This is a genomic window from Rhizobium sp. GCM10022189 (assembly GCF_042656325.1).
Taxonomy (GTDB): domain Bacteria; phylum Pseudomonadota; class Alphaproteobacteria; order Rhizobiales; family Rhizobiaceae; genus Rhizobium.
Window position 1 is genome coordinate 90,006 of the sequence record NZ_JBHSOR010000013.1, and the last position, 24,588, is coordinate 114,593.

A 24,588-nucleotide genomic window follows, 5' to 3' on the forward strand; every position below is an offset into this window, starting at 1 on the left:
TATCTCGTCAGTTCATGAAGCGCGCGCCACGTTCGGCGGTGAGCTGCTCAATTCTTCGATCAGCCTGGCGGCATTCTGCGGACGGTGGAACAGGTAGCCCTGGCCGTAGTCGAGGCCCATCTGGTGCAGCGTTCCGCACTCTTCCTCCGTCTCGATGCCTTCGGCGATGACGGTGCAGTTCATCTTGTGCGACAGCGTGGTGATGCCTTCGATCAGCATGCGGCTCTTCTGGCGCACGTCATCGTCGGCATCGTTGATGGCGCGGGTGAAGGACTGGTCGATCTTGATGATATCGACCGGGAAGCGGTTGAGATAGCTCAGCGAGGAATAGCCGGTGCCGAAATCGTCAAGCGCGATGCGGCAGCCGAAGCGGCGCAATTCCGTCACGATCGTGCGGATCTGCGGGTTGTCGTGCATCAGCACGGCTTCCGTGATCTCCACGACGATCCGGTCCGGCAGGATGCCGTGACGGCCGAGAATGGCGGCAAGGCGGGCGGCGAGCGCCGGCTCGAACTGCAGCGGCGAGAAGTTGACGGCGAGATAGGTGTCCTGCATGCCGGGCAGGCGGGAGATCTTTGCCAGGTTGGCGATCGCCTTTTCCATGATGACATTGCCGACGCGGACGATCCTGGCGGTCTCCTCGGCCACGCTGATGATCTCGGCCGGCGGCATGAGGCCCTTCTGCGGATGGTTGAGGCGCATCAGCGCCTCGAAACCGGCAATGCCGCGGCCGTTCAGGTTGACGATCGGCTGCAGATAGGCCTCGAACCAGTCGTCGGCGAGACCGGCTTCGATATTGGCTTCGATCTCGGCACGACGGCGGGCGTGATCGAGCATGCTGTTGTCGAAGATCTGGGCGCCGTTCTTGCCGTCGCGCTTCTTGGCATACATGGCCATGTCGGACTTCTGCAGCAGCTCGGCTGCGGTCGCGGCGTGGCGAGGATAGATGGCGATCCCGACGGAGGCGCTGAGATGCATATCCGGGCCGAAGGGCGTCTCGAAGATCGAAGCGATCTGGTCGCACATGGCGCGGGCGCGCTTCTCGGCATTCTTGGCCGGCAGCAGGATGGCAAATTCGTCGCCGCCGAGACGGGCCGCCTCGTCGGAGGGCGCAAGCAGCGTCTTCAGCCGCTCCACGAGCTCGATGAGGGCGGCGTCGCCCGCGGCGTGGCCCATATTGTCGTTGATCCACTTGAAGCGGTCGAGATCGACGAAGAGGCAGGCGAGTTCCTGGTCGGCGGCATCGGCGGCCGCGATCTTGCTGTCGAGCACGGCTTCGAAACCCTGGCGGTTCAGCAGGCCGGTCAGATGATCCGATATCGCCTGGCGATGGTTGCGGTCCTCGGAGGCCTTCAGTTCCGTCACGTCGGTCATGACGGAGAGCGACTGGCCCTCCTGTCCTTGCGTCGTGAGCGCCGTTTCCATGATGAGGACGTCCATGATGCGGCCGTCCATGCAGATGAACTTGACGGTGACCTCACCGGTGCCGTTCTCGCGCTGGCTCTTGCGCTTGACGAACTTGTCACGGGTGAAGGAGGTGACGAGATCGGAGAAGTTCCGGCCGATGACGGCTGCGCGGTGATAACCGGTCGCCAGCAGCCAGTAATCGCTGACGGCCGTGATGCGGTCTTCCTCGTCAAGGGAGAAAAGCATGGCGGGCGTCAGGTTGTAGATGTCGGTGGTGCGGCGATGGGCGAGCTTCAGCTCGGTTTCCTCGTTTTCGAGCTTCGTCTGCATTTCGTTGAAGCTCTGGGCGAGGCGGCCCATCTCGTCGTTCGACTGCCAGTCGACATGGTGGCGCGAGCCGAGCTGGCGGGTCGCCTCGATCGCAGCCGTCAGGCGCATCAGCGGCTGGATGACGAAGATGCGGTTGCCGATGAGCGCGGTCGCAAAAACGGCCAGCACCGCGAAAATGAAGATGGAGATGAAGACGACCTCTTCCTGCTTCAGGCCGGAAAACAGGCCGAGCGCCGGATAGAAGACGGAAATGCTGCCGAGGTTCTTCGGACCGTCGACGGTGTTGTAGATGATGGCGCGGGAAACCTGAACCAGCTTGCCGTCGAAGGAGCGCGGAATGGTCGACTGGCTGACGTCGAGCTGGCCCGACTGATCGCGGACTTCCACCTTGACGATGGCGCCCTGCGAAACGACCGTCGCGCTGATCTGGGTGACGCTGTCGGCATCGAGATCCCAAAGCGGCTTGGCGAGCGCCTGGGCATTGGCGACAAGAAGAACGGAAATATGGTCGCGTATTTCCTTGTCGGCACGTTCGGAGGAAAGGAAAAGAAAAAGAACAAAAAGGGGAGCTACAAAAACAAGCAGCGCGCCGCAAACAATCGCAAAAAATCTGTTCTCAACGGAATTATTCATGGTTCCGTTTGCTCCACGGGGGTCGGAATATTCTGCGGTCACGCAGCAGGGCGGGAACTTCGCAACCAGCCGGAGCATGCTTCCATGAATGTGTTAAATGTTGCTGAAATGAGCCTTTTTCGGCAATGAAAAAGCCCGTCTTCCTCACGGAAAACGGGCTTATGCTTTACAAATTGGTAGAAGCGATCAGGCTTCCGCTTCACCTTCGGCAGCGGTCTCGTCGATGCCGGCAGCCGGAGCAACGATCGTGGCGATCGTGAAGTCGCGATCGGCGATGACGGGCGTGACACCCTTCGGCAGCGTGACTTCCGAAATGTGAATGCTGTCGCCGATCTTGTGGCCGGAGAGATCAACCGTGAAGAATTCCGGGATCGCGTCGGCCGGGCAGTGAACTTCGACTTCGTGACGAACGATGTTGAGAACGCCGCCGACCTTGAGGCCCGGGGACTTTTCTTCGTTGACGAAGTGAACCGGGATTTCAACCGTAACCTGGGTGTTGCCGGATACGCGCAGGAAATCGACGTGCATCGTGAAGTCGCGGACCGGATCGAGCTGGTAGTCCTTCGGCAGAACCTTGTACTTCTTGCCGTCGACGTCGATGGTCGCAACGGTGGTCATGAAGCCACCGGCATGAATGCGCTTCGTCACCTCATTGGTGTTGATAGCGATGGAAATGGGGGCCTGCTTGTCACCATAGATGACAGCGGGAATAAAGCCGTTGCGGCGGAGTTCACGGGCGGACCCCTTACCAACCCGTTCGCGCGCCTCGGCCTTGAGCTCGTACGTTTCGTGGCTCATGGCTAGTCCTTTCGAGGTTATTTGGAGAGTCCGCAGCGGGCCTGAAGCCTTGTGCCGGCGGACCGGAGGCGGGCAAAGCCCATCCTCATCCGCGTTGCCTCCAAGGGTGTCTACGCGGACGCGTGGCCTATAATATAAGTGTCACGCAAACGCAAGCGGTGACGGGCCTGCCGGGATCAGCAATGCCCCTGGCGGTATCGGCCCGGCGGCGCCTCGCCGCTCTTACATCCGAAAGGCCGCAAGATACAATCCCTGGTATTTTGCGGCCGGTTGCAAAAACCGCTGATAAGCCTTCGTTGGTTGGCCGTTAATCACAGAGTCGAACAGAAGGTTCCACTTTACCTGCAAAGGCCCCGGATTATCCGTTCCTTAACGCGGCCAGACCGATGTCGGGCCTGAAAAGAACGGGTTTTCTCATGTTTGCGATCGTATACTGCCTGACATACCAACACGACTGGACACTGGTTCTTCTGGCTGGCGCCCTCTGCCTCGCATCCAATCTCGGAACGATCCTGTTCCTCAGAAGCGCCGGCCGGTCAAAAGGCATGCCGCGCTGGATCTGGCTTTGCGTGGCGGGGGCAGCAGGCGGTTTCGGCATCTGGTCGACGCATTTCGTCGCCATGCTTGCCTACGATCCGGGCATTGTCGTCGGTTATGGTCGCGATCCGACGCTGATTTCGCTCGGCGCGGCCTTTACCTCCACCTTCGTGGCCGGCCTTGCCGCCGTATCGCTTCCGCCTTCCCAGTCCAATATTGCCGCGGGCCTGGCTTTCGGCGTCGGCGTCGCCGCCATGCATTTCATCGGCATGGCCGGCTTGCAGGTTCCCGGAACCATCGTCTGGGATCAGCGTCTCGTCGTTGTTGCGCTGGTCATCTCGGTCGCCATGGCGATCTGGGGATATACGCTCACACGGAACTGGAAGGGAACGAACCGGAGCATTCTTGCTGCGGCGTCGGTGCTGTCGCTCGGCATCGTGCTGATGCATTTCACCGCGATGGGGGCGCTGACGATTGTCGAGGGCGGGCCAGGCACGATCGAACCGCAGGCGCTTTCGAAGTCGGTGCTTCTCGTGACCATTCTCGTCGTGTCGATTTCGATGCTTGCCTCGGGCATGTCGGCATCCATCATCGCCTTTCGCGCCGCCAAGCAGGCGAGCGCAAGCGAGACCAGGTTCGAACTGCTGCTGCAGGGCGTGACGGACTACGCCATTTACATGCTCGACCCCGCAGGGGTCGTCACCAACTGGAACGTGGGGGCGGAGCGCGCGAAGGGCTATAGCGCCGCCGATATCGTCGGGCAGAATTTCGCCCGGTTCTACTCCGAGGAGGACCAGCGCAACGGCCTTCCGCAGCGCGCGCTCGAAGCCGCTCTCGCCAACGGCCGGCACGAGGCGGAGGGGATGCGTTTTCGCAAGGACGGATCCTCGTTCTGGGCGCATGTCGTCATCCAGCCCGTGTATGACGATGGTCGCCTCATCGGCTATGTGAAGATTACCCGCGATATTACGCAAGCCAAGATCGACGGCGACCGTATCAAGGAAGTATCGAGGAACCTCGATCTGGCGCTGGAGAACATGAGCCAGGGCATTTCGATGTTCGACCGCAACGAGCGGCTGATCCTGGCAAACGCCCGGTATAGCCAGCTCTTCGGCTTCCCCGAGAATTTCATTCGCCCGGGTCTTGCCTATTACGAGATCGTTCGCAACGGCTATCAGATCGCCTTCGGCGACGGAGAGGCCACAGAGGCGAGGGCGACCGACCATTATCGCAGGCATATGGCGACGATGCGCTCCGGCCAGAAGACGCTGGTGCATCAGACGACGGGCGGACGGTCAATTCTGGCGACGTTCAACGTTCTGGCCGATGGCGGCTGGGTCACGACGTTCGAAGACATTACCGAACGGCTGGCGCGCGAAGAGAAGATCGCGTTCATGGCCAAGCACGATGCTTTGACCGGCCTGCCGAACCGTCCCACCTTCAACGACTATCTCTCGCATCAGCTGACGATTGCCAAGAGGCTGTCGGCCAAGGTTGCGGTGATCGGCATCGATCTCGATAAATTCAAGGAAATCAACGACCAGATGGGCCATGTCGCCGGCGATTTCGTGTTGAGCACATTGGCCGCGCGGTTGAACGGCATCCTGCGCGACGAGGAGTTGGTCGCCCGGCTCGGCGGCGATGAGTTCGCGGCCGTCAAGCGCTTCGGCGACCGGGCAGAGCTTGACGATTTCGTTGCCCGGCTGGAGGCCGCGCTTACGGAAAAGATGGAGTTCGAGGAGCACCACATCGTCCCAGGTGCCAGCGTTGGCGTCGCGCTTTACCCCGACGCCGGCGAAGATGCCGAAACCCTGCTCGCAAATGCCGATCTGGCCATGTATCGCGCAAAACACGAGGTCGGGCACAATGTCTGCTTCTACGACGAGTCCATGGACGAAGTATCGCGCGACCGGAGAAGGCTGGCGCGCGACCTTTGGGCGGCGATCGAACGCGACCAGATGTACCTTCACTATCAGGTGCAGAAATCGGTCGCGACCGGCAAGACGACCGGCTACGAAGTGCTGCTCAGGTGGAACCATCCCGAACGCGGAAACATACCGCCCGCCGATTTCATTCCGATCGCCGAGGAATGCGGCGCGATCGTCCCGATCGGAGAATGGGTGCTTCGCGAGGCGTGCAGGGAGGCGGTCAGCTGGAAGGACGACGTCAAGATCGCCGTCAATATTTCGCCCATCCAGATCGCCCATGCAAATATCGCCGAGCTGGTGCGCTCCATCCTTGAGGAAACCGGCCTGCCGGCATCGCGGCTCGAACTGGAGATCACGGAGTCGTCGATCATCGTCGACAAGAGCAAGGCACTAGTTGCCATGCGTGCGCTCAAGCAGCAGGGCGTTGCGATCGCCATCGACGATTTCGGCACCGGCTATTCGTCGCTCGAAACCCTTCGCTCGTTCCCCTTCGACAAGATCAAGCTCGATCGCAGCTTCATGAACGAAGTCGAGACCAGCCAGCAAGCAAAGGCGGTCATCCGGTCGATCCTGGCGCTGGGGCGCGGCCTGTCGATCCCCGTGCTGGCAGAAGGCGTGGAAACGCTGAGCCAGCTCGAGCTGCTGACATCCGAAGGCTGCGACGAGGCCCAGGGCTACTACTTCGGCCGTCCGGCACGAATGGAAAAACAGGCGGCTGCGCTCAACACTGCGGCTTGACACCGGAAGCTATCCGATCTTCCTATGGCCGCATCAAAAGCGGCTGAGGAGAGTACGGATGCGTCTCAAACTTGTCACGACGACGAGCCTTGTCGCCCTATCGCTGTTCGGGGCAGCGCAGGGGGCGGAGATCAATCAGGATGGGGCGAACAAGCTTCGCGACGACCTGACGAACGTGTTGCCGGACGAATTTGCAAAGAGCGGTTTCGTAACCGTCAACCCGGCAGGTAGCCGCTACGAGATCATATATGACCTTGCCAAGCTGCTCAGCAAGATCGACACGACCAAGGTCGTGGTGAACGGCCTGACCCCATGGTCGGTTTTTGCCACGCCGCTCGACAGCGGTCTGTGGAACCTCGAAAGCAATAACAGCTTCAATATTTCCGGCAGCTTGAAGGGACCGGATGACAAGGCCACGGATTTTACCTATTCGATAGCCTCGATGGTCTATGACGGCGTTTTCGATCCTGCGATCGCTTATCTCCGCTCCGGCAATTTCAAGGCCACCGACATCCGTCTCACGTCAAAGTCCGATACGGACCAGGTCGACATGACGTTTGCGGGCATGGACTATCGGCTCGATTCGACCGACAGCGCCAGTGGCAACGGTCGTCTCGATTTCAAGACCAATGGCTCGCTTTCCGCGCTGTCGGAGACGGTCACCAACCCGTCGATGCCACCGGTCAACATCAAGGCGGATTCGATAGACGTCAACGCCGATGTCGCCAGCCTGCCGGCGAAGGAAATCCGCGATATCGTATTCTTCATCCTGGAGCATATGGACGAGAAGGAACTGAGCAAGGAGGATGGCGAAAAGCTGAAATCGGTGCTCAAGGCATCCTTCCCGCTATTTTCCTCGCTCAATGAATCGATCACCGCCAACAACCTGACGGTCGGTACTGCCGCGGGTAACGGTGGCGCTAAGGCCTTCGGCTATAATTTCTCGATCGCCGGGCCGAGCGACACCGTCCGGTTTGCCTTCGGCATGAACGCCGCAGAGGTGACGCTCGATAGCCCTGTCGTGCCGGCGAGCTACCACGCCTTCCTGCCGAAGAGCATCGATATGCAGATCGCCGTGCCCGACATGGATTTTGCCGCTTTCAGCGACGAGTTCATGAAGATCGATTTCTCGGCCGGCAGCAATTCGGAGGAAAGCGGCAAGCAGGCGGCCGAAAAGCTTTTCCATGACGGCATTCTCGTCGTCGACTTGCCGAAGTTTACCGCGGTCTCGGATGTCTACGATATCGACGTCACCGGGAGGCTGCAGGGTCGCGTCGATACGCAGAAGGACTATTCGCTCCAAGCTTCGGTCCTGGCGCGCGATCTCGACAAGTCGATCGCCGCCATCCAGGAGCTTGCCAAGAGCGATCCGAACCTCCAGCAGGTCTCCTTCGGCATGATGATGGCCAAGGGCTTTGCCAAGACCGATCCGGATGGCCGCTCGCGTTGGGATATCAGCGTTGCCGGCGACGGGTCGGTGGCGATCAACGGCCAGCAGATCAAGGGGCCGGATGCCGCAGAACCGGATCAGGGGCAGGCTCAGCCGCAATAAACACCCGGAATTGCAAGCTGCAGTGAAAGCCGGCTTCGTGCCGGCTTTTTTCATCCCGCATCAAGGGTTTTGCCAAGACCAGCCGTTTAGACGGCGGGTTGGAACGGGCTATCGTTTTGAACGAAGATGGCGCTGTGACCGTCAATAGCCAACCGCTGGCGGGGCAGTACAGTGCGGATCAGCAACAAACGGCAGCGAACGGCTGCTCAAAAATCAAAAAGCGCCGGTCGAATGCCGGCTCCTTTTTAGTCGAAGAGGCTCGAGACCGATTCTTCCTGGGCCGTGCGGCTGATGGCTTCGCCAATCAGCGGGGCGGTCGTCACGACGCGGATGTTGTGGGCCGAAAGGACGGCCGTGGTCGGCTGGATCGAATCCGTGATGACGAGTTCGCGCAGCTTGGAGGAGGTGACGCGGGTGACGGCGCCGCCGGAAAGAACGCCGTGGGTGATGTAGGCGGTCACGCTGGACGCGCCCTTGGCCAGCATCGCGTCGGCCGCGTTGCAGAGCGTGCCGCCGGAATCGACGATATCGTCGATCAGCAGGCAATCCTTGCCGGTGACGTCGCCGATGATGTTCATGACTTCGGATTCACCCGGCCGATCGCGACGCTTGTCGACGATGGCCAGAAGACAGTCCAGCCGTTTGGCAAGCGCGCGGGCGCGCACCACGCCGCCGACGTCGGGCGAGACGACCATGACGTTGCTGAGGTCGTAGTGGCTCTTGATGTCGCGCGTCAGAACGGGCAGGGCGAACAGGTTGTCCGTGGGTATGTCGAAGAAGCCCTGAATCTGGCCGGCGTGGAGATCGAGCGTCATGACGCGGTCGGCGCCGGCTTCGGTGATCAGGTTCGCGACCAGCTTGGCGGAGATCGGCGTGCGGCCGGAGGCGCGGCGATCCTGGCGGGCATAGCCGAAATAGGGGAGCACGGCCGTGATGCGGCGGGCCGACGAGCGACGCATGGCGTCGATCATGATCAGCAGTTCCATCAGATGGTCGTTGGCAGGAAAGGAGGTCGGCTGTACGAGAAAGACGTCCTCGCCGCGCACGTTTTCCTGGATTTCGACGAAGATTTCCTGGTCGGCAAACCTTCGGACACTGGCTTTCCCTAAGGGAACATTGAGATAGTTGCAGATCGCTTCGGCGAGTTGCCGGTTCGAATTGCCTGCGAAAACCTTCATCTTGGTCCGCCTGTTATGCGCTGATAGCCGCGCTTTTTAGCCAGCTTCCCGGTGAATGCAAGGGCTAAGGCGTCACATACTTTTATATTTATAAAAAGCTTGTGACTAACCGCCCTGGCTCTGCCGCCAGGATGTGAACTCGCTGATCGTCTTGGAGGCGATCTGCTGCATGACCGAGGCGGGCACGCCGGCCCAGGGATCGGCGGCGGCCGTCGGCACGCTTTCCTGTCCCTGAATGCGGTGCAGCCGGGCGCCGGCATTGTCAAGCACGTCCCAGACATAGACCACGGTGACTTTCCCCGCGTCGCCAAAAGCGGAGAGGTAGCCTTTGAGGATATAGTCGCTGCTGGTGTCGTTCGAGCTCTTGATCGCCAGGCCATGCGCGCGGGCTTCCGTGCCAAGCTGGCGCGACAGCGGGGTGACGGCCTGGACCGGCGCGCCGATGATCGGCAGGAACCGCACCGTGTTGCCGCGTGCCGAGGTCGAGGAAGAGACGGAAGGATCGAGGGCCGCCGTCTGCGTCTGCTGCTGCGGCGCCGTCGGCTGTCCGGCGGCGGAGGGCGGGGGCAGGGCCTGGCCTTCGATCGGCCCGGAAGCGGCGGGTGAAGAGCCGTCGCGGGCGATTGCATCGGCCTGAGCCTGCATCGTCGTCGGCGGGGCGCCGGTGCCGGGCCGGTAGGCCTGTGCCGAATAGTTGGGCTGGGTCGGGGAACCCTGTTCGCTAAAGGCCGGCGTATAGCCGTTGCGGCGAGGGGCTGCCGGGAATGTCTGCTGCGGTTCTCCGGCCATGCGTTCGGCTTCGCTCTGCGTGACCGGGGCAGACGAACGATTGACGGAAGAATCGCCGATCTCCATGGGCGGCGTGAGCGTCAACGCGTCGGTCGTGTTGCAGGCAGAAAGCAAGGCAAGGCAGATCAGGAGCGTGGGCGCAGTCGCAACTCGCGTCATCCCTCGGTTCGTCCTTCCCACATTCGCATCAGCCCCGTGCGAATTTATGCGGGTGGGGGGACCCGTCTGTCAATTCCGGATTCTTGCCAGTGATGTCAGCGCCCTAGGCGCCGATGAAGTCCAGGGAGTGCCGCGAAAGCGCGCGCGGGGCTTCACCGGTCGTCAGATAGGTCTGGCCGAGGGTCATGGCCGTGCCCGTGTCGGAATCGGCGATGATCATGTGCACGAAGAGCGACATGCCGGGCTCGATCGGCTGCGGATTGCCGGCATGGAACATCTGGTGCTCCATCCAGGAGGGCGAGAAGCGGGCGCCGAGCGAATAGCCGCAGGCATTCAGGCGATGGCGGGCGAGGCCGCGCTCGTCCATGATCCTGGCGTGCATGTCGAAGACGTCGCCGAAAGTGTGGCCGGGCTTCAGCACGGTCTCGATCGCCTGGATCGTTTCCAGGCAGGCATTGTAGAGTTCGCGGTGGCGATGCGTCGGCTCGCCGACGACGATCGTGCGCATCATGGCGGCATGATAATGCGCGTAAGCGCCGGCCCATTCGAGCGTCAGCTGGTCGTTGGCGTCAAGCTTGCGGCGGCCGGCCTTGTAGCGGCAGAGCAGGGCGTCCGCGCCCGAGCCGATGATGAACTCGTTGGCCGGATAGTCGCCGCCGCCGGTGAAGATCGCGCCCTGCATGGCGGCGAGGATTTCGGCTTCGTCGGCGCCGGGGCCGGTCAGGCGGACCGCTGCGTCCAGCGCGTCGTCCGCCAGAACGGCGGCACGTTCGACATAGGCGATTTCGGTCGGGCTCTTGACGAGGCGCAGGCGGCTGACGAGGTAGGAGGCATCGATGAGCTGGCCGAAGGTCGTCAGTTGCGCGTCGAGCAGCCGGGCGACGCGGCCCGTCATGCCATGCGTGTCGTATTCGACGCCGATGCGGGCGCCGAGCAGGTCCATTTCGACGAGCAGGTTCTTGAGGTCCATCGTCGGATCGGCATTGACGCGATCGACCCAGACATGGATGTCCTCGATGACCGATGTGTGCCGCGCCTGACGCAGGTCGGCCGAGCGGGTAATCAGCGCCATGGTGCCGTCGGCCTTGACCACCAGGGTCTGGAAGAAGCAATAGCCGAACGTATCGTAGCCGGTCAGCCAGTACATGCTCTCCTGCGCAAAAAGCAGCAGCGCGTCGAGCTTTTCTTCCTTCATCTTGTCGGTCAGGCGGGTCAGCCGGCTTGCGAATTCAGCCCGTTCGAAATGAAGTGCCATGCTGCCTACGTCTCCCTGATGCTGATCGCCGAAATCTGGCGGCCGTAATCCGGCTCCTTTTTATGTGTGGTCCGGCGATAGGAAAAAAAGCGCTCGCTGTCGGGATAGGTGCAAATGCCGAGACTTTCGGCGTGCACCCCGGCGTCTTTCAGCCGCCGGACGGTCAGTCCCTGCAGGTCGAACATGGCGTGGCCTGCCGACGGCGAGGGGATGAAGTAGCGTTCGTAGGCCGGGTCGTGGGCAAGGAAACGTTCGACGAATTCCGGGCCGACCTCATAATTCGCCTGGCTGATCGAGGGGCCAAGGCAGGCGACGATATTGTTCCTGTCGGCGCCAAGGGCCACCATGGCGTCGATGGTGTTTTCGAGCACGCCGGTCAGCGCGCCCTTCCAACCGGCGTGGGCGGCGCCGATGACGCGGTTTTGCGGGTCGGCAAAGAGGATCGGGCCGCAATCGGCCGCCAGCACGCCAAGCGCGATGCCGGGGGTTGCCGTGACCATGGCGTCGGCCTGCGGCCTGTCGCCGTTATAGTGCCTGCCGATGGTGACGACATCGGGGGAGTGGACTTGATGGACGGTCGCCAGCCGCTCGACCGGCAGATCGAACCAGGCGGCGACGCGCCGGCGGTTTTCTTCGACATTGCCGCGCTCGTCATGCGAGCCGAGGCCGACATTGAGGCCGCGATAGATGCCTTCGGAGACGCCGCCGGCGCGGGTGAAATAGCCATGGCGGATCGTCCCGCCGGCCGCTTCGTTCAGCAGCGCGCTTTCGATCGGTGCCGGGGAGGCCGCATCTGTCATGTGATATTCCGGGTCTTTTGGAGAGGGATCGACGTCGTCTTCGCCGGTTCTCGCCCGGCGAAGCATTGTCATTTTGCGGCCGATGTTGGCGAGCGTAAGGCTGGCTGTCAATCCACCGGGCGGAACGGCATCAGGTCGATCGGCGGATGGGAGACGGCGAGCACCTTGAAGAGCTCGCCCATGCGGCCTTCGCCCGCACCGGCGAGCCGGTCGACGGCGCCCTGGATGATCTGTTGCGTGCGCGGCTCGCGGTCGCGGCCGAGGGCTGCGGCGCGCTCGAGAATGCCGAGGCCGGTCAGGAAGTCGCCCTGGTGCAATGCGCCGTTGATGTGGACGTCGGCGGAAGCCGCCGTTTCCGCAAGCTGCTGGAAATCGACATGGCTCGTCAGGTCCGCCTCGCCGGGATGGGCGAGCGGCGGATCGAACTCGTGCATGCGCACGGCCTGCAGCGTGTCGCCGAAACCGGTGACGAGGTGCCCGTAGTCTATCGTAAGTGCGGTACCGCTGAAGGCGCGCAGCCTTTCGCAGATGGCGCTCATGACGGCCTGACGCGCGGGCGAAATCTCAAACAGGGTGCCGAGCGGCACGCTTTGAGCGGGCTCCGGCAGCAGCGCCGGATCGATGCCGGCAACGCCGGCCGCAAAGGTCAGTTCGCCGTCTGCATCCAAGCCGACCATGCGCTCGCGGAACCCGGTCTGCGTGCGCACGAACTGGCGGATCGGGATCGCGTCGAAGAGTTCGTTGGCGACGATCAGCGTGAAGCCGGGCGGGACCTCGTCGAAGCCGCCGTGCCAGCTGATCTTGCCGTCATACGGTTCGAGCGTCTGGCTCTGGACATCGCGCAGGCGCTCGCTGGTTTCGACGAGATGGACGCTCATGTTGTCGAAGAGCGGCGGTGCGATGCGCGAAATCACCCGCAGCATGTCGGCCATCATCGTGCCGCGGCCGGGGCCGATCTCGATGAGGCGAACGCCGGCGGGCGTCGCGTGGCGCTGCCAGGCGTGGACGACGAAAACGCCGATCATTTCGCCGAAAAGCTGGCTGACCTCAGGCGCTGTGACGAAATCGCCGGAACGGCCGAAGGGCTCGCGGGTGCGGTAGTAACCGTGTTCGGGATCGGCAAGGCAAAGCGAGAAATAGTCGGTGACGCTGATCGGCCCGTTGGCCTGGATGATCGTTTTGATCTTTTCGCCCAAAGCGGTGGTCATTGCGGTCGTCCCGGTCGTTTCAATGCTGCAGGGCAGCTGCCTGGCGGGCGCGGAAGATCGCCCAGAGGCCGAGCAGGATCATCGGGAAGGACAGAACCATGCCCATCGTCAGCCAGCCGGTGCCGAGCAGATAGCCGAGCTGCGCATCCGGCTCGCGGAAGAATTCGACGAAGATGCGCGACAGCGCATAGCCGCAGACGAAGACGCCGGAAATGAGGCCGGGGCTCTTCAGCGCCTTGACGCCGTAGACGAGCGCGGCAAGGACGAGAAGCAGGACGATGCCTTCGAGGCCCGCTTCGTAAAGCTGGCTCGGATGGCGTGCGAAGGGGCCGCCGGTCGGGAAGACGACCGCCCAGGGCACATCCGTCAGCCGGCCCCAGAGTTCGCCGTTGATGAAATTGGCGATGCGGCCGAAGAACAGGCCGCAGGGCACGACCGTGGCGACGATATCGAACAGGCTCCAGATCGGGATGCTGTTGCGGCGGGCAAAGAGGATCATGGCGATCGTCGTGCCGGCCAGGCCGCCATGGAAGGACATGCCGCCGTTCCAGATCTGCACGGCGCGGATCGGGTCTTCGATAATGGCGCCGAGATCGTAAAAGAGGATATAGCCGATACGGCCGCCAAGAACGATGCCGAGGGCGGCCCAGACGATGAAGTCGTCGAGCTGGGGCCGCGATATGGGCGACGTATCGTTCGGCCAGAGGGTATCGTTTGCGGCGATGCGGCGGGCGTAGGCCCAGCCAAGGAGGATGCCGGCGACATAGGCCAGGCCGTACCAGTGAATCGCCAGCGGGCCGATCGAAAAAGCGATCGGATCGATATTAGGGAAAGGCATTATAGCAAGAAGATCAGCGGCTATCGGCAAGGTTTTCCCACCCGTTGAGATGCGCGGAACATGGCTCCGCGATCTGCGGGGGTCAAGTGCATTGTTCGTCACGGACCCGTGCGCCGGGGCTTATCCCGTGCAAAGCGCTTGCATCCTTAACGGCGAAGCCCTACCTCCATTTTCAGTGGCCGAAAGGCCTGACATTCACGTCGTGCGAAGGGAGAAATACGCCATGACGACCGGAACGAACCGCATCATGGATGAATTCGCCAAGCTGATGACCGATGCTGCGGGTGCTGCGCAGGGCGTGCGCAAGGAGATCGAAACGGCCTTCAACGCTCATGCCGAACGCTGGCTGAACAGCATGGACGTCGTCAAGCGCGAGGAGTTCGAAGCCGTGCGCGAAATGGCCATCAAGGCGCGTGACGAAAACGAGGCGCTGGCCGCCCGCATCGCCGCGCTCGAAGCCAAGCTCGCCGCCAAGGGCAAGTAGCCTCCGTCGAAAGAAGTTGCTGTATAAGGTGCGGCGTGGCCCATATGTTACATGCCGCATCTTCGATAAAAAAATCAGGTGCGATTTTCCACCTGTGGACACTGCCAAAAAAGCCAATGGGCAGAGTCTTTTACCTCCCCCGCTGAATCTGATTCCCTAAGTGCTTTCCACAACCGGCCCGGCCAAATTTCCGTGAGAGGGGCTGGCAGGCCGCGAGGGTCATTATACACTGATTTTAAATGATGATTCGAAGCGAATTGGTAAGCTCCGGGCAGGTTCACTGCGTTAGTCTGGCAGCGGTTCAGCGATCATCCCAGGTGGTGGTTTCCGGTGTTGCGTGTGTCTTGTTTTGTGTTTTTCACGAAGTTGGGCCGCATTCATTCCGGTCAAGAAGGTGCTGCATGAGCCTTATGGAATTGGAAGTCGAACGCCAGTCGAACCCGGTCGACATGATCGAGTACGTGGCGTCTAGCAATGACTGGGCATTCGAGCGGTCCGGCGAAGACGAGATCGCGATGACGGTCGAAGGACGCTGGGCCGACTATCACGTCTCCTTCTCCTGGATGGAGGAATTCGAAGCGCTGCATCTCGGCTGCGCCTTCGACATCAAGGTTCCCGATATCAGGGTCAACGAGGTGGTGAAGCTGCTCTCGGCGATCAACGGACAGGTGCTGATGGGCCATTTCGACCTGTGGCGCCAGGAAGATGTCGTCATCTTCCGCCAGTCGCTGCTGCTGGCCGGCGGCGCCGAGCCGACAAACCGCCAGGTCGAGGTGCTGCTTTCGAGTGCACTCGATACCTGCGAGGCCTATTATCAGGCGTTCCAGTTCGTCGTCTGGTCCGGAATGGAGGCCAGCAAGGCGATGGAGGCCGTTCTTTTCGAAACAGTTGGCGAGGCCTGACATGCCTGCAACCATCTTTTCCGCCGCCAATCCGGTCGTTCTCGTCGGTGCCGGCAATATGGGGGGCGCCATGCTCTCCGGCTGGCTGAAGAGCGGAGTTCCGGGTTCTGCCGTCGTCGTGGTCGATCCCGGCCCGTCGCCGGCGATGATGTCGACCATTGCCGATGCCGGCGCCACACATGTCACGTCCGCTCCGGCCAATCTCAAGGCCGGGGTCCTGTTCCTGGCGGTGAAGCCGCAGGTCATGGAAGCCGTGCTGCCCACGGTCAGGGGTGCCGTCGGGCCGCAGACGGTCGTCGTTTCGGTCGCAGCCGGCAAGACGCTGGCCTTCCTCGAAAAACATCTCGGCGAAGCGGCCATGGTGCGTGCGATGCCGAACACGCCCGCCATGGTCGGGCGCGGCGTGACCGGCGCCTTTGCCAATGCGCGTGTGAGCGCCGAACAGCGCGATGGCGTCAATGCCCTTCTTCGCGTCTCCGGCCCTGTGGAATGGGTGCCTGCCGAAGCCGATATCGATTCCGTGACGGCGCTTTCGGGCAGCGGGCCGGCTTATGTGTTCTATCTCGTCGAGTGTATGGCAGAAGCGGGCCGTAAGCTTGGCCTGCAGGCGGACCTTGCCATGCGTCTTGCGCGGGAAACTGTCGCGGGGGCTGGTGAGCTGCTGCACCAGTCCCCCGACGACGCTCAGCGCCTGCGCCAGAACGTGACCTCGCCGGGCGGAACGACGGCGGCGGCACTTTCCGTATTGATGGCTGAAGACGCCATGCAGCCGCTGTTCGACAAGGCGCTCGCGGCGGCCCGCAAGCGCGCTGAAGAACTCGCCAGCTGAGAGACGATCATGGCTGAAGAGATTACCTTTGCCGATTTCGAGCGCGTCGATATCCGTGTCGGCACCGTCATCGAGGCAAATCCCTTTCCGGAAGCGCGCAAGCCCGCGATCAAACTCGTGATCGATTTCGGCCCCGAGATCGGCGTCAAGAAATCCTCGGCGCAGATCACGGTCCATTATTCGCCGGAACGGCTCGTCGGACGGCAGGTGCTTGCCGTCGTCAATTTTCCGCCGCGCCAGATCGGACCGTTCCGGTCCGAAGTGCTGACGCTCGGTTTTGCCGACGAGAAGGGCGATATCGTGCTTGCAGCAGTCGAGCGGCCGCTGCCGAACGGCCAGAAACTGATGTAGGCCGCTCAGGCCGGGCAATCGTCGGCGCGGGCCACGGGCTTGGCCTCAGTGGATGTCGCGCGAGAGCGGATCGCTCAGCAGGAAATCGTGGAAGACGGCTTCGAAGCCGGCGCGTTGCGGCGAGCAGAAGACGGGGCCGACCAGCACCTCTTCAAAGGCGGGATCGAACCAGGCGAGGCGGGCCATGCGCCATTCGTCCATCGTATCCGTGCTGTACTGGATGAAGAGCGCGTCGCCGTTGCGGGTGGCGCGAACCGAAATGGCGTCGAAATCATGGCCGATCCGGAAAGCCGACCAGTCGGAATTGCCGTTGGTGACGACGGTGCTGAAATGCCTGGCGCCATCGGTATATTCGATGCCGCATTTCATCCAGTGTTCCTCATCGGCGCGGATCATCAGGCCGGCCTGGTCGTAGAGCGCTTCATAATTGCCCGAGAAGGTGACTTCGGCGGTGAAGTCGCCCCTGCGGCTTTCGTGAAGGAAATGGCCGTCGTCGCGGTGGAAGCCGTAATAGGTGCCCTGCCAGAAATCGGTCCTGTCACCGGAGCGGACATGGAGCGCGCCGTCGCGCTCTTCAAAGAAGGGCGGCGGGTTCAGCCAGCTCATGTGCCTCATGCTCAGATCTCCCGCAGGAAAGGATTTTCGCGACGCTCGTCGCCGATGCGGCTGCCCGGTCCGTGGCCGCAGATGAAGCCGACATCGTCGCCGAGCGGCAGGACCTTGTCGCGGATGGAATCGAGAAGCTGGCGATGGTTGCCGCCGGGAAGGTCGGTGCGGCCGATCGAACCGTTGAAGAGCACGTCGCCGAGATGGGCGAATTTCTGGGCGCGGTTGACATAGATGACGTGGCCCGGCGCATGGCCCGGCGTGTGGTAGACCTCGAATTCGTGCGAGCCGAAGGAGACTTTGTCGCCATCCTTCAGCCAGCGGTCGGGCGTGACGTTCTGCAGGCCCGGCACGCCATATTTCTCGGCCTGGGTTTCGATGCGCTGCAGAAGCGGCAGGTCGTCCTCATGCGGGCCGACGATATCGACACCGAGCTTTTCCTTGAGCTCCTTCGCGCCGCCCGCGTGATCGAGATGGCCGTGGGTCAGCCAGATTTCCTTGATCTTGAAGCCGTTCTCCTCGATCACGCCTGCAATCACCGACACGTCGCCGCCGGGATCGACCACCACGCCCTCCTTCGTATCGGGATCGAAGAGGATGGTGCAGTTCTGCTGGAAGGGTGTCACCGGAATGATGCCGGCCTGGAGCATGCCCATGAATGCCTCGTTTTACGTCTTTCGATTGCCTGTCTCTATAGGCGCAAACGCGGCCGAAGGCAGCCGGAATTTTCGGCCGGTTCACGCGCAGACGACAGGCTGAAACAGGAAGTTATCGGCTTCCGGATCGCGGCGTGGCGCTGGCCGTGGAGGGATTTCGTAGCGATTTCAGATGCTTGTCGCCGCCTTCTTTGCGCCATCGTTCAGCCGTGGCTTTTGCGGCGGAACAAGCGCGTGGCCCGTGCGTTGTCAGCCCATCGCAACAGGAGACCTTACAATGACCCTGAAGAGAAACCTTCTGCTGGCCGGTGCCTTTCTGGCTGCGAGTGCAGGCCTTGCTCAGGCGGAGATGGTGGCGACCTCCATCAACGACCTGAACATTCGCTCCGGTCCCGGCCCGCAATATCCTTCCGTCGGCCTTGCCACGCGCGGCTCGACCGCCGTGCTTGACGGCTGCATCGAAGGCAGCCGCTGGTGCCGCGTCGATGTGAACGGCGTGCGCGGCTGGGTCTATGCCGAATATCTGCAGGTCGATCAGGGCGGCTCGCCCGTCATCGTGGAACAGCATCGCGCCGATCTCGGCGTGCCTGTCGTGACCTACGAGACGACCTCCGGCGTTCTGCCGGCAGAGCCGATGCCCGCACCCGACGACGAACTGATCGGCCCGGTCGGCTCGGTCGAGGCGATCACGCCGCCGGAAGAGGTCCGCACCTATATCGACAGCACGCCGGGGCAGGCCGTGCAGCTTGGCGGCGACGTGGTGGTCGGTGCCGAAGTGCCCGCCGACGTGACCTTCCAGGAGGTTCCGGATTACGAGTATCGCTATGTCCGCATCAACGACCGGCCGGTGCTGGTCGATCCGGGCACGCGCCGCATCGTCTACGTCTATCAATAAAGCCAGGGGGCAATAAAGCCAGGGCAAAGGCGGCCGTCCGGCCGCCTTTGCCCTTTCCGCGACGATCCGCCGAGCGCTCGCATGGGTTGCCAGAATCCTCTACTTCTCCTCGCAAATATGATAATATACTAACATGCCATCCGGTGATGGCATGAGTCGGCGATCGGGGAGATCGCCAGAGGAGAAAAACATGGAAGCGCTACTTCCGCTCATCACACAACTGGTTGCTGGGGCCGTCGGCGGCAATGTCGCCAGCGCGGCACTGAAACAGCAGGCGATCAATGTCGTTGCGCGCACGATTGCAGGCGCCATCGGCGGCATTGGCGGCGGCATGCTGCTCAGCATGGTTGGCGGGGAAGCGGCAATGACCGGACTGATCGCCGATGGTATCGGCGGGCTGATCGGCGGCGGCATCCTTTCGACGGTTGCCGGCCTGGTCATGGCCAAGGCACGCTGAAGGCCCGGACGCTGGGCGACGAAACGGCCCGGCAGACGCATGTTTCGGGCCGGCATGACTGACGGATGGTTTGATCGGCGGCGATCACCGCGGCCGATGAGATTTCCATCCTTCGTTCGTTTCCCGGCGTTTCGGAGATTGTCGCCGGCGTGAGGCGATACGGACCGGTTTCGGATACGGGAATGAATACCGCGGCCGAACCGGTCAGGAAGCAATGCGGGATCGGCGCGTGAACGGCGCCACCCCCGACAAGGCGATATTGGGGCGAAGAGGAGATCGACGCCATTTGCCCCGACACCTGGCCGCGATGATCGAGCATCTTCGCCGCAGCGTATCCCGTAATTTCAGCCGCGTGAACGCGGTTTGCCCGGGAGAAGCGCCCATCCTCTCGCCGTTGCGCCACAAGGAGCGGCCGCAGGTCAAGCCTTTCGAAAATCGAAGCCAGTCTTGGCGGCCCAGGCGCGGTTGCACCATGTCTGTTGATTGTTGTCCCCATTACGTTCTATCCACTGACGCCAGGGGAAATTGCGCGTGCGTTGGAGATTTGCCGGACGGGCCTTAGTTTCCGGGGAAGGGACGGCCCGTGCGGGCTTGCGCAATGTCCGGGGGAAGCTGACGGCGCATGAGAACAGGTTATTGAAGCCCATAAGGTCCGCGGGGCTTCGCAAGGCTCGCGCCAAGAGAAAGGAAATGCCGGGTGCCACGACAGATGAGCTCGAAAGCAGGCAAGCCTGAGCCGCTGGCCACGCCGATGGAGGATGCCGGGATCATCGATTTCGAGATCATCGAGCTGTTCTTCTTCGCTTATCGAGATTTCGTCTCCGATCCCGACGCCATTCTGGAAAAGAGCGGCTTTGGGCGCGCGCATCATCGCGTCGTGCACTTCGTCAACCGCAATCCCGGCATGACCGTCGCCGACCTGCTCGACACGCTGAAGATCACCAAGCAAAGCCTTGCAAGAGTGCTGAAACAATTGATCGATTCAGGCTATATTCGGCAGGTGGCCGGCCCGGAGGATCGCCGGCAGCGCAAGCTCTATCCCACCAAATCGGGCAGGGAGCTGGCGCTGGCGCTAGCCGAGCCGCAATCGCGCCGTATTGAACGGGCATTCGAGGGAGCTACCCCTCAGGCGCGAGAGGGCGTAAAGGCATTCCTCCGAGGCATGAGAGACAGACAGAAGGCGGATTGAATGGCGGTGAAAACAGGCATTTCCGATGATGCGGCGCATCTTCTCGTCGTCGACGACGATACGCGTATCCGCGCACTGCTGAACCGCTACCTGACGGAAAACGGCTTTCGCGTGACCGTTGCCTCCGACGGGGCGGAGGCGCAGCGCAAATTGGCAGGGCTCGATTTCGACCTCATCATCATGGACGTGATGATGCCGGGCGAATCCGGTATCGACGTGACGCGCGGGCTGAGAGCCGTGAAAAACGTGCCGATCATCATGCTGACGGCGCTTGCCGAATCCGACAACCGCATCGCCGGTCTCGAGGCCGGGGCCGACGACTATCTCTCCAAGCCTTTCGATCCACGCGAACTCGTGCTGCGCGTCAACAATATCCTGCGGCGCAACAGCAGCGGCGATACGCCGAAGATCGAGCAGATCATGTTCGGCCCCTACACGTTCTCGCTGACGCGCAAGGAGCTGAAGAAGGCGGCCGAAATAATTCGCCTGACGGATCGCGAGCAGGAAATCATGCTGCTTTTCGCGCGCCGCGCCGGCGATACGATCCCGCGCCACGAGCTGATCGGAGACGATGCCGAAGTCGGCGAGCGTACCATCGACGTGCAGATCAACCGCCTGCGACGCAAGATCGAGGACGATCCTGCCAACCCGGTCTGGCTGCAGACGGTGCGCGGTATCGGCTACAGGCTGAGCATCGACTGAAACGACAGGTGCGGGACCGGCGCAAATGGTGACATTCGACAGCTTGCGGCGGGAAGACCGCTCTCCTGCACCCGGCTGGCGCTCCCTGGTGCGCTGGCTGCGCCGGCGATTGCCGACCGGCCTTTATACGCGTTCGCTGCTCATCATCATCATTCCGATGGTGCTTCTGCAGTCGGTCGTCGCCGCCGTGTTCATGGAACGTCACTGGCAGATGGTCACGGAGCGTCTGTCGCTCGGCGTGACCCGCGACATCGCCGCCATCATCGAGGTCATCAACACCTATCCGCAGGATGCGGACTATAGCGAAATTACCCGCATTGCCCGCGACCAGCTCAACCTGCAGATTTCGGTCGAGCCGGACGGAGACCTGCCGCCGCCGCGCGTCAAGCCGTTCTTCTCGATCCTCGACGGCATCCTGAGCGACGAAATCACCGACGAGATCCGCCGGCCGTTCTGGATCGATACGGTCGGCAATTCCAATCTCATCGAGATCCGCATCAAGCTCGACAACCGCATCCTGCGGGTGATTACCAAGCGCAGCCAGGCCTATGCGTCGAACACGCATATCTTCATTCTCTGGATGGTCGGCGCATCGCTGGTGCTGATCACAATCTCGATCCTGTTCCTGCGCGGCCAGATCCGGCCGATCCTCAATCTGGCGCGGGCGGCGGAAAACTTCGGCAAGGGGCAGAAGGCCGACAATTTCTATCCGCGCGGCGCCGATGAGGTCCGCCGCGCCGGTCTTGCCTTCATCCTCATGCGCGAGCGTATCGAACGGCAGATCGAACAGCGCACGGCGATGCTCTCGGGTGTCAGCCACGACCTCAGAACCATCCTCACACGCTTCAAGCTGCAGCTGGCGCTCGCCGGCGACAATCCCGACCTTGCCGGCCTCAACGAGGACGTCAACGACATGCAGACCATGCTGGAGGCCTATATGGCCTTCGCCAAGGGCGAGGTGGAAGAAGATGTCGGCGAGCTGAAGCTCAGCGAGGTCTTCGAAAAGCTCGAAGGCGATTTCGAGCTGCATGGCAAGGTGCTGACCTATTCCATCGACGGCGAGGACGATATCTCGGTGCGGCCGAACGCCTTCATGCGGCTTGTGACCAACCTTGCCTCGAATGCAAGACGCTACGCCGACACGCTGCATATCGAGGCCAAGCATGGCGCCAAGTGGCTGACCATCGTCTTCGACGACAATGGTCCCGGCATCCCGGAAAAATACCGGGAGGATGTGTTCAAGCCGTTCTTCCGGCTGGACAGCGCCCGCAACCTCGATGCGTCGGGCACTGGCCTCGGGCTGGCGATCGTCAGGGACATCGCGCGCAGCCATGGCGGCAACATCACGCTTGGCGACAGCCCGCTCGGCGGGCTGAGAGCGACGGTGCGTATTCCGGCTTAGGCCCTGGTCGCCGGTTTGGCGGCGTCGAATTCATCGAGATGGACGACGATCCAGCGCCAGAGCGAGACGACCTGCGTCAGCAGTTCGCGGCCGAGCGGCGTCAACTCGTATTCGACGCGCGGCGGCACCTGCGGATAGAGCGTGCGGATGACGAGGCCGTCGTTTTCAAGCGTGCGCAAGGTCTGCGTCAGCACCTTCTGGCTGATATCTTCCGCCCGCTCCAGCACTCTTGAAAAGCGCAGCGGCCCGTTTGCTTCCGAAAGCACGTGCAGGATCCGCAACGGCCATTTTGCGGCAGCGCGCTCCAGCATCTGGCGGGCGCGGGCATCCTGCTCGTCGTTCAGGTCGCGGCAAAAATCGAATATGTCGTTGCTCATTACAGTTACTTCCAGGTGCGTATAGATCTCCAAGGTACCTTCTTTCTAAAGGAAACAATAGATCCTAAATGGATCGGGAACCGAAAAGGAGGTTTCCCATGTCGAAGGTTTGGTTGATTACAGGAAGTTCGCGCGGCCTCGGGCGGGCGCTCGCCAAGGCCGTGCTCGAAGCCGGCGACAAGCTGGTTGCGACGGCGCGCGATCCCGGCCAGCTTGCCGATCTTGTCGAGAGGTTCGGATCGCAGGTTCTGGCGCTGCCGCTCGACGTGACGGACGAGGCTGCGGCGGGAGCGGCAGTCAAGGCCGCAGTCGACAGGTTCGGCCGGCTCGACGTGCTGGTCAACAATGCCGGCTACGGCAATGTCGGCCCGATCGAGGATACGAGCCTTGCGGAATTCCGGGCGCAGATCGAAACCAATCTTTTCGGCACGATCATCATGACCAAGGCGGCGATCCCGGTCATGCGCGGGCAGGGGGCAGGCCATATCATCCAGTTCTCCTCCGTCGGCGGCAGGATCGGGCCTGTCGGCCGCGCGCCCTATGCGGCGGCGAAATGGGGCGTCGAGGGCTTTTCCGAAGTGCTTGCCAAGGAGGTCGGGCCGCTCGGCATCAAGGTGAGCGTCATCGAGCCCGGCGGCTTCCGCACCGATTTCGCCGGTTCCTCGACGACAATCTATGAAGGCCGCCCGGAATATGCCGAAACGGTCGGCGCCATGGCGCAGTACCAGCGCAGCTACAATGGGCGTCAGCCCGGCGATCCCGCCAGGGCCGCCGCCGTGGTGCTCCACATTGCTTCGCTCGACGCGCCGCCGCTGCGACTGCTGCTCGGCAGCGATGCGGTTGCCGCGGTGGAAAAGGCGGATGCGGCGCGAATCGAGGCCGACCGCACGTGGCGCGTCGTCAGCCAGTCGACCGATTTCGAAGAGGGCGGCAGAGCCGGCCCCATGCCCTGGGAGAAGAAGGCCGGCTGAGACCCGGCCGCCGCACATGAAAAAGCGCCGCTCGAGGGCGGCGCTTGGTGCTTCAGCAATTTATGAGACTGTCAGCTCGCGACGCAGAAGTGCTCGCGGCCGTCATTGCCGACATAGGTGCCGCTCCGCGGATCGAAGGTGCGGTAGCGGTAGGAGCAATAACGGTGCCATTGCGGGCTCCAGGGCTCCATGGCGCCGACCGGGCGGCCATAGACAGGCTCGGAATAGACCGGGCGCGCACGATAGACCGGCGGGGGAGCGTATTCGGGCTCATAAACCGGCGGGTCGATGTAGCGGCGCTCTTCGTAGACAGGGCCGTTATTGGCATTGGCGATGGCAGAGCCGACGATCAGGCCGGTGGCAAGGCCGACTGCACCGCCGACCAGCGCGTCGTTGCCGTGGTCGTGGCCGTGGCGCCAGTGGCGGTCACGTGCGGACGCTTCGCCGATGGCCGAGAGAGTGAGGGCAGCGGCGGTTGCCGTCAGAAGGATAGTCTTTGCAAGCCTGTTCATCGCGTAAAATCCCAGTACCGGGAACCGGGAGCGGTCCCTTTCATGGTTTGGAAGCTAGTGGCGTCATGCTGAATGAAGACTGAACGACAAAACCCGGCATGGCTG

Annotated in this window: 25 protein-coding genes; 12 read left to right on the forward strand and 13 right to left on the reverse strand. The window is 62.2% G+C overall.

Going from position 1 to position 24,588, the window contains the following annotated elements; all coding sequences use genetic code 11:
- Nucleotides 1-12: 12 nt before the first annotated feature.
- Nucleotides 13-2,370 (reverse strand): EAL domain-containing protein, encoded by a 2,358-nt coding sequence (locus ACFPWW_RS10220; protein WP_113412159.1) that lies wholly within the window; start codon nt 2,368-2,370, stop codon nt 13-15.
- A gap of 186 nt (nt 2,371-2,556) precedes the next feature.
- Nucleotides 2,557-3,168, reverse strand: a complete 612-nt coding sequence (locus ACFPWW_RS10225) for a 50S ribosomal protein L25/general stress protein Ctc (RefSeq protein WP_112572537.1) — start codon at nt 3,166-3,168, stop codon at nt 2,557-2,559.
- A gap of 416 nt (nt 3,169-3,584) precedes the next feature.
- Here ACFPWW_RS10225 and ACFPWW_RS10230 point away from each other — a divergent pair, with 416 nt between their 5' ends.
- Both ACFPWW_RS10230 and ACFPWW_RS10235 read left to right on the forward strand, forming a co-directional pair.
- On the forward strand, nt 3,585-6,371 hold the full coding sequence (locus ACFPWW_RS10230) for an EAL domain-containing protein (protein WP_377311542.1): 2,787 nt from the start codon (nt 3,585-3,587) through the stop codon (nt 6,369-6,371).
- A gap of 58 nt (nt 6,372-6,429) precedes the next feature.
- A complete protein-coding gene (locus ACFPWW_RS10235; RefSeq protein ID WP_377311543.1) occupies nt 6,430-7,923 on the forward strand; it encodes a hypothetical protein in 1,494 nt (497 codons plus the stop codon).
- A 245-nt stretch (nt 7,924-8,168) separates the two neighbouring features.
- On the opposite strand, the gene ACFPWW_RS10240 is transcribed toward ACFPWW_RS10235, so the two are convergent.
- From ACFPWW_RS10240 to lgt, 6 genes are all read right to left on the reverse strand, one after another.
- Nucleotides 8,169-9,101 (reverse strand): ribose-phosphate pyrophosphokinase, encoded by a 933-nt coding sequence (locus ACFPWW_RS10240; RefSeq protein WP_112572543.1) that lies wholly within the window; start codon nt 9,099-9,101, stop codon nt 8,169-8,171.
- Between the two features lie 105 nt (nt 9,102-9,206).
- Nucleotides 9,207-10,049 carry a hypothetical protein gene (locus ACFPWW_RS10245; RefSeq protein ID WP_377311544.1) on the reverse strand — a complete coding sequence of 281 codons (843 nt, stop codon included), beginning with the start codon at nt 10,047-10,049 and terminating at the stop codon, nt 9,207-9,209.
- Nucleotides 10,050-10,152: 103 nt separating this feature from the next.
- Nucleotides 10,153-11,304 carry a M24 family metallopeptidase gene (locus tag ACFPWW_RS10250; protein ID WP_377311545.1) on the reverse strand — a complete coding sequence of 384 codons (1,152 nt, stop codon included), beginning with the start codon at nt 11,302-11,304 and terminating at the stop codon, nt 10,153-10,155.
- Between the two features lie 5 nt (nt 11,305-11,309).
- Nucleotides 11,310-12,104 carry a peptidoglycan editing factor PgeF gene (pgeF, locus tag ACFPWW_RS10255; protein ID WP_377311546.1) on the reverse strand — a complete coding sequence of 265 codons (795 nt, stop codon included), beginning with the start codon at nt 12,102-12,104 and terminating at the stop codon, nt 11,310-11,312.
- Nucleotides 12,105-12,211: 107 nt separating this feature from the next.
- The gene (locus tag ACFPWW_RS10260) at nt 12,212-13,312 is read right to left on the reverse strand and encodes a class I SAM-dependent methyltransferase (protein ID WP_377311547.1); all 1,101 of its coding nucleotides are present in this window, start codon (nt 13,310-13,312) and stop codon (nt 12,212-12,214) included.
- A 19-nt stretch (nt 13,313-13,331) separates the two neighbouring features.
- The gene (gene lgt, locus ACFPWW_RS10265; RefSeq protein WP_112572553.1) at nt 13,332-14,180 is read right to left on the reverse strand and encodes a prolipoprotein diacylglyceryl transferase; all 849 of its coding nucleotides are present in this window, start codon (nt 14,178-14,180) and stop codon (nt 13,332-13,334) included.
- A gap of 193 nt (nt 14,181-14,373) precedes the next feature.
- Between lgt and ACFPWW_RS10270 the strand changes: the two genes are divergently transcribed.
- The 4 genes from ACFPWW_RS10270 to ACFPWW_RS10285 all read left to right on the forward strand — a co-directional run bounded on the left by ACFPWW_RS10270 (nt 14,374) and on the right by ACFPWW_RS10285 (nt 16,716).
- The gene (locus tag ACFPWW_RS10270) at nt 14,374-14,634 is read left to right on the forward strand and encodes an accessory factor UbiK family protein (RefSeq protein WP_112572557.1); all 261 of its coding nucleotides are present in this window, start codon (nt 14,374-14,376) and stop codon (nt 14,632-14,634) included.
- Nucleotides 14,635-15,035: 401 nt separating this feature from the next.
- Nucleotides 15,036-15,536 (forward strand): YbjN domain-containing protein, encoded by a 501-nt coding sequence (locus ACFPWW_RS10275; protein WP_112572559.1) that lies wholly within the window; start codon nt 15,036-15,038, stop codon nt 15,534-15,536.
- Nucleotide 15,537: 1 nt separating this feature from the next.
- Nucleotides 15,538-16,365 (forward strand): pyrroline-5-carboxylate reductase, encoded by an 828-nt coding sequence (gene proC / locus ACFPWW_RS10280; RefSeq protein ID WP_112572561.1) that lies wholly within the window; start codon nt 15,538-15,540, stop codon nt 16,363-16,365.
- 9 nt (nt 16,366-16,374) lie between these two features.
- Nucleotides 16,375-16,716, forward strand: a complete 342-nt coding sequence (locus tag ACFPWW_RS10285; protein WP_112572563.1) for a tRNA-binding protein — start codon at nt 16,375-16,377, stop codon at nt 16,714-16,716.
- 45 nt (nt 16,717-16,761) lie between these two features.
- Here ACFPWW_RS10285 and ACFPWW_RS10290 read toward each other — a convergent pair whose 3' ends face one another.
- Together ACFPWW_RS10290 and ACFPWW_RS10295 are read right to left on the reverse strand one after the other, a co-directional pair.
- The gene (locus ACFPWW_RS10290) at nt 16,762-17,331 is read right to left on the reverse strand and encodes a DUF1349 domain-containing protein (protein WP_377311548.1); all 570 of its coding nucleotides are present in this window, start codon (nt 17,329-17,331) and stop codon (nt 16,762-16,764) included.
- Between the two features lie 2 nt (nt 17,332-17,333).
- Nucleotides 17,334-17,978: an MBL fold metallo-hydrolase gene (locus ACFPWW_RS10295; RefSeq protein ID WP_112572568.1), complete on the reverse strand. Its 645-nt coding sequence runs from the start codon at nt 17,976-17,978 to the stop codon at nt 17,334-17,336.
- Between the two features lie 277 nt (nt 17,979-18,255).
- Here ACFPWW_RS10295 and ACFPWW_RS10300 point away from each other — a divergent pair, with 277 nt between their 5' ends.
- Together ACFPWW_RS10300 and ACFPWW_RS10305 are read left to right on the forward strand one after the other, a co-directional pair.
- A complete protein-coding gene (locus ACFPWW_RS10300) occupies nt 18,256-18,873 on the forward strand; it encodes a DUF1236 domain-containing protein (protein ID WP_377311549.1) in 618 nt (205 codons plus the stop codon).
- Between the two features lie 190 nt (nt 18,874-19,063).
- Nucleotides 19,064-19,330, forward strand: a complete 267-nt coding sequence (locus ACFPWW_RS10305; protein WP_007824354.1) for a hypothetical protein — start codon at nt 19,064-19,066, stop codon at nt 19,328-19,330.
- Here the strand turns inward: ACFPWW_RS10305 and ACFPWW_RS10310 are convergent.
- A complete protein-coding gene (locus ACFPWW_RS10310; protein WP_377311550.1) occupies nt 19,311-19,826 on the reverse strand; it encodes a hypothetical protein in 516 nt (171 codons plus the stop codon). The two genes, ACFPWW_RS10305 and ACFPWW_RS10310, sit on opposite strands and share 20 nt — an antisense overlap.
- 255 nt (nt 19,827-20,081) lie before the next feature.
- Here ACFPWW_RS10310 and ACFPWW_RS10315 point away from each other — a divergent pair, with 255 nt between their 5' ends.
- The 3 genes from ACFPWW_RS10315 to ACFPWW_RS10325 are packed head-to-tail and all read left to right on the forward strand — an operon-like array spanning nt 20,082 to nt 22,623.
- Nucleotides 20,082-20,519 (forward strand): MarR family winged helix-turn-helix transcriptional regulator, encoded by a 438-nt coding sequence (locus ACFPWW_RS10315; RefSeq protein ID WP_112572595.1) that lies wholly within the window; start codon nt 20,082-20,084, stop codon nt 20,517-20,519.
- On the forward strand, nt 20,520-21,221 hold the full coding sequence (locus ACFPWW_RS10320; RefSeq protein WP_112572572.1) for a response regulator: 702 nt from the start codon (nt 20,520-20,522) through the stop codon (nt 21,219-21,221).
- Between the two features lie 25 nt (nt 21,222-21,246).
- Complete coding sequence (locus ACFPWW_RS10325) at nt 21,247-22,623, forward strand: ATP-binding protein (protein WP_377311551.1); 1,377 nt, start codon at nt 21,247-21,249, stop codon at nt 22,621-22,623.
- On the opposite strand, the gene ACFPWW_RS10330 is transcribed toward ACFPWW_RS10325, so the two are convergent.
- Nucleotides 22,620-23,033, reverse strand: a complete 414-nt coding sequence (locus ACFPWW_RS10330; protein ID WP_377311552.1) for a winged helix-turn-helix transcriptional regulator — start codon at nt 23,031-23,033, stop codon at nt 22,620-22,622. The genes ACFPWW_RS10325 and ACFPWW_RS10330 overlap by 4 nt on opposite strands.
- Nucleotides 23,034-23,098: 65 nt before the next feature.
- Between ACFPWW_RS10330 and ACFPWW_RS10335 the strand changes: the two genes are divergently transcribed.
- On the forward strand, nt 23,099-23,971 hold the full coding sequence (locus ACFPWW_RS10335) for an oxidoreductase (protein WP_377311553.1): 873 nt from the start codon (nt 23,099-23,101) through the stop codon (nt 23,969-23,971).
- Nucleotides 23,972-24,042: 71 nt separating this feature from the next.
- Here the strand turns inward: ACFPWW_RS10335 and ACFPWW_RS10340 are convergent, their stop codons facing one another.
- On the reverse strand, nt 24,043-24,483 hold the full coding sequence (locus tag ACFPWW_RS10340; protein ID WP_112572578.1) for a BA14K family protein: 441 nt from the start codon (nt 24,481-24,483) through the stop codon (nt 24,043-24,045).
- Nucleotides 24,484-24,588: the final 105 nt, after the last annotated feature.

Bases quoted from the DNA above. Each gene is read 5' to 3' on its own strand.
- ACFPWW_RS10220 (WP_113412159.1), bottom strand. From the start codon at position 2,370: ATGAATAATTCCGTTGAGAACAGATTTTTTGCGATTGTTTGCGGCGCG.
- ACFPWW_RS10225 (WP_112572537.1), bottom strand. From the start codon at position 3,168: ATGAGCCACGAAACGTACGAGCTCAAGGCCGAGGCGCGCGAACGGGTT.
- ACFPWW_RS10230 (WP_377311542.1), top strand. From the start codon at position 3,585: ATGTTTGCGATCGTATACTGCCTGACATACCAACACGACTGGACACTG.
- ACFPWW_RS10235 (WP_377311543.1), top strand. From the start codon at position 6,430: ATGCGTCTCAAACTTGTCACGACGACGAGCCTTGTCGCCCTATCGCTG.
- ACFPWW_RS10240 (WP_112572543.1), bottom strand. From the start codon at position 9,101: ATGAAGGTTTTCGCAGGCAATTCGAACCGGCAACTCGCCGAAGCGATC.
- ACFPWW_RS10245 (WP_377311544.1), bottom strand. From the start codon at position 10,049: ATGACGCGAGTTGCGACTGCGCCCACGCTCCTGATCTGCCTTGCCTTG.
- ACFPWW_RS10250 (WP_377311545.1), bottom strand. From the start codon at position 11,304: ATGGCACTTCATTTCGAACGGGCTGAATTCGCAAGCCGGCTGACCCGC.
- pgeF (WP_377311546.1), bottom strand. From the start codon at position 12,104: ATGACAGATGCGGCCTCCCCGGCACCGATCGAAAGCGCGCTGCTGAAC.
- ACFPWW_RS10260 (WP_377311547.1), bottom strand. From the start codon at position 13,312: ATGACCACCGCTTTGGGCGAAAAGATCAAAACGATCATCCAGGCCAAC.
- ACFPWW_RS10270 (WP_112572557.1), top strand. From the start codon at position 14,374: ATGACGACCGGAACGAACCGCATCATGGATGAATTCGCCAAGCTGATG.
- ACFPWW_RS10275 (WP_112572559.1), top strand. From the start codon at position 15,036: ATGAGCCTTATGGAATTGGAAGTCGAACGCCAGTCGAACCCGGTCGAC.
- proC (WP_112572561.1), top strand. From the start codon at position 15,538: ATGCCTGCAACCATCTTTTCCGCCGCCAATCCGGTCGTTCTCGTCGGT.
- ACFPWW_RS10285 (WP_112572563.1), top strand. From the start codon at position 16,375: ATGGCTGAAGAGATTACCTTTGCCGATTTCGAGCGCGTCGATATCCGT.
- ACFPWW_RS10290 (WP_377311548.1), bottom strand. From the start codon at position 17,331: ATGAGGCACATGAGCTGGCTGAACCCGCCGCCCTTCTTTGAAGAGCGC.
- ACFPWW_RS10295 (WP_112572568.1), bottom strand. From the start codon at position 17,978: ATGGGCATGCTCCAGGCCGGCATCATTCCGGTGACACCCTTCCAGCAG.
- ACFPWW_RS10300 (WP_377311549.1), top strand. From the start codon at position 18,256: ATGACCCTGAAGAGAAACCTTCTGCTGGCCGGTGCCTTTCTGGCTGCG.
- ACFPWW_RS10305 (WP_007824354.1), top strand. From the start codon at position 19,064: ATGGAAGCGCTACTTCCGCTCATCACACAACTGGTTGCTGGGGCCGTC.
- ACFPWW_RS10310 (WP_377311550.1), bottom strand. From the start codon at position 19,826: ATGGGGACAACAATCAACAGACATGGTGCAACCGCGCCTGGGCCGCCA.
- ACFPWW_RS10315 (WP_112572595.1), top strand. From the start codon at position 20,082: ATGGAGGATGCCGGGATCATCGATTTCGAGATCATCGAGCTGTTCTTC.
- ACFPWW_RS10320 (WP_112572572.1), top strand. From the start codon at position 20,520: ATGGCGGTGAAAACAGGCATTTCCGATGATGCGGCGCATCTTCTCGTC.
- ACFPWW_RS10325 (WP_377311551.1), top strand. From the start codon at position 21,247: ATGGTGACATTCGACAGCTTGCGGCGGGAAGACCGCTCTCCTGCACCC.
- ACFPWW_RS10335 (WP_377311553.1), top strand. From the start codon at position 23,099: ATGTCGAAGGTTTGGTTGATTACAGGAAGTTCGCGCGGCCTCGGGCGG.
- ACFPWW_RS10340 (WP_112572578.1), bottom strand. From the start codon at position 24,483: ATGAACAGGCTTGCAAAGACTATCCTTCTGACGGCAACCGCCGCTGCC.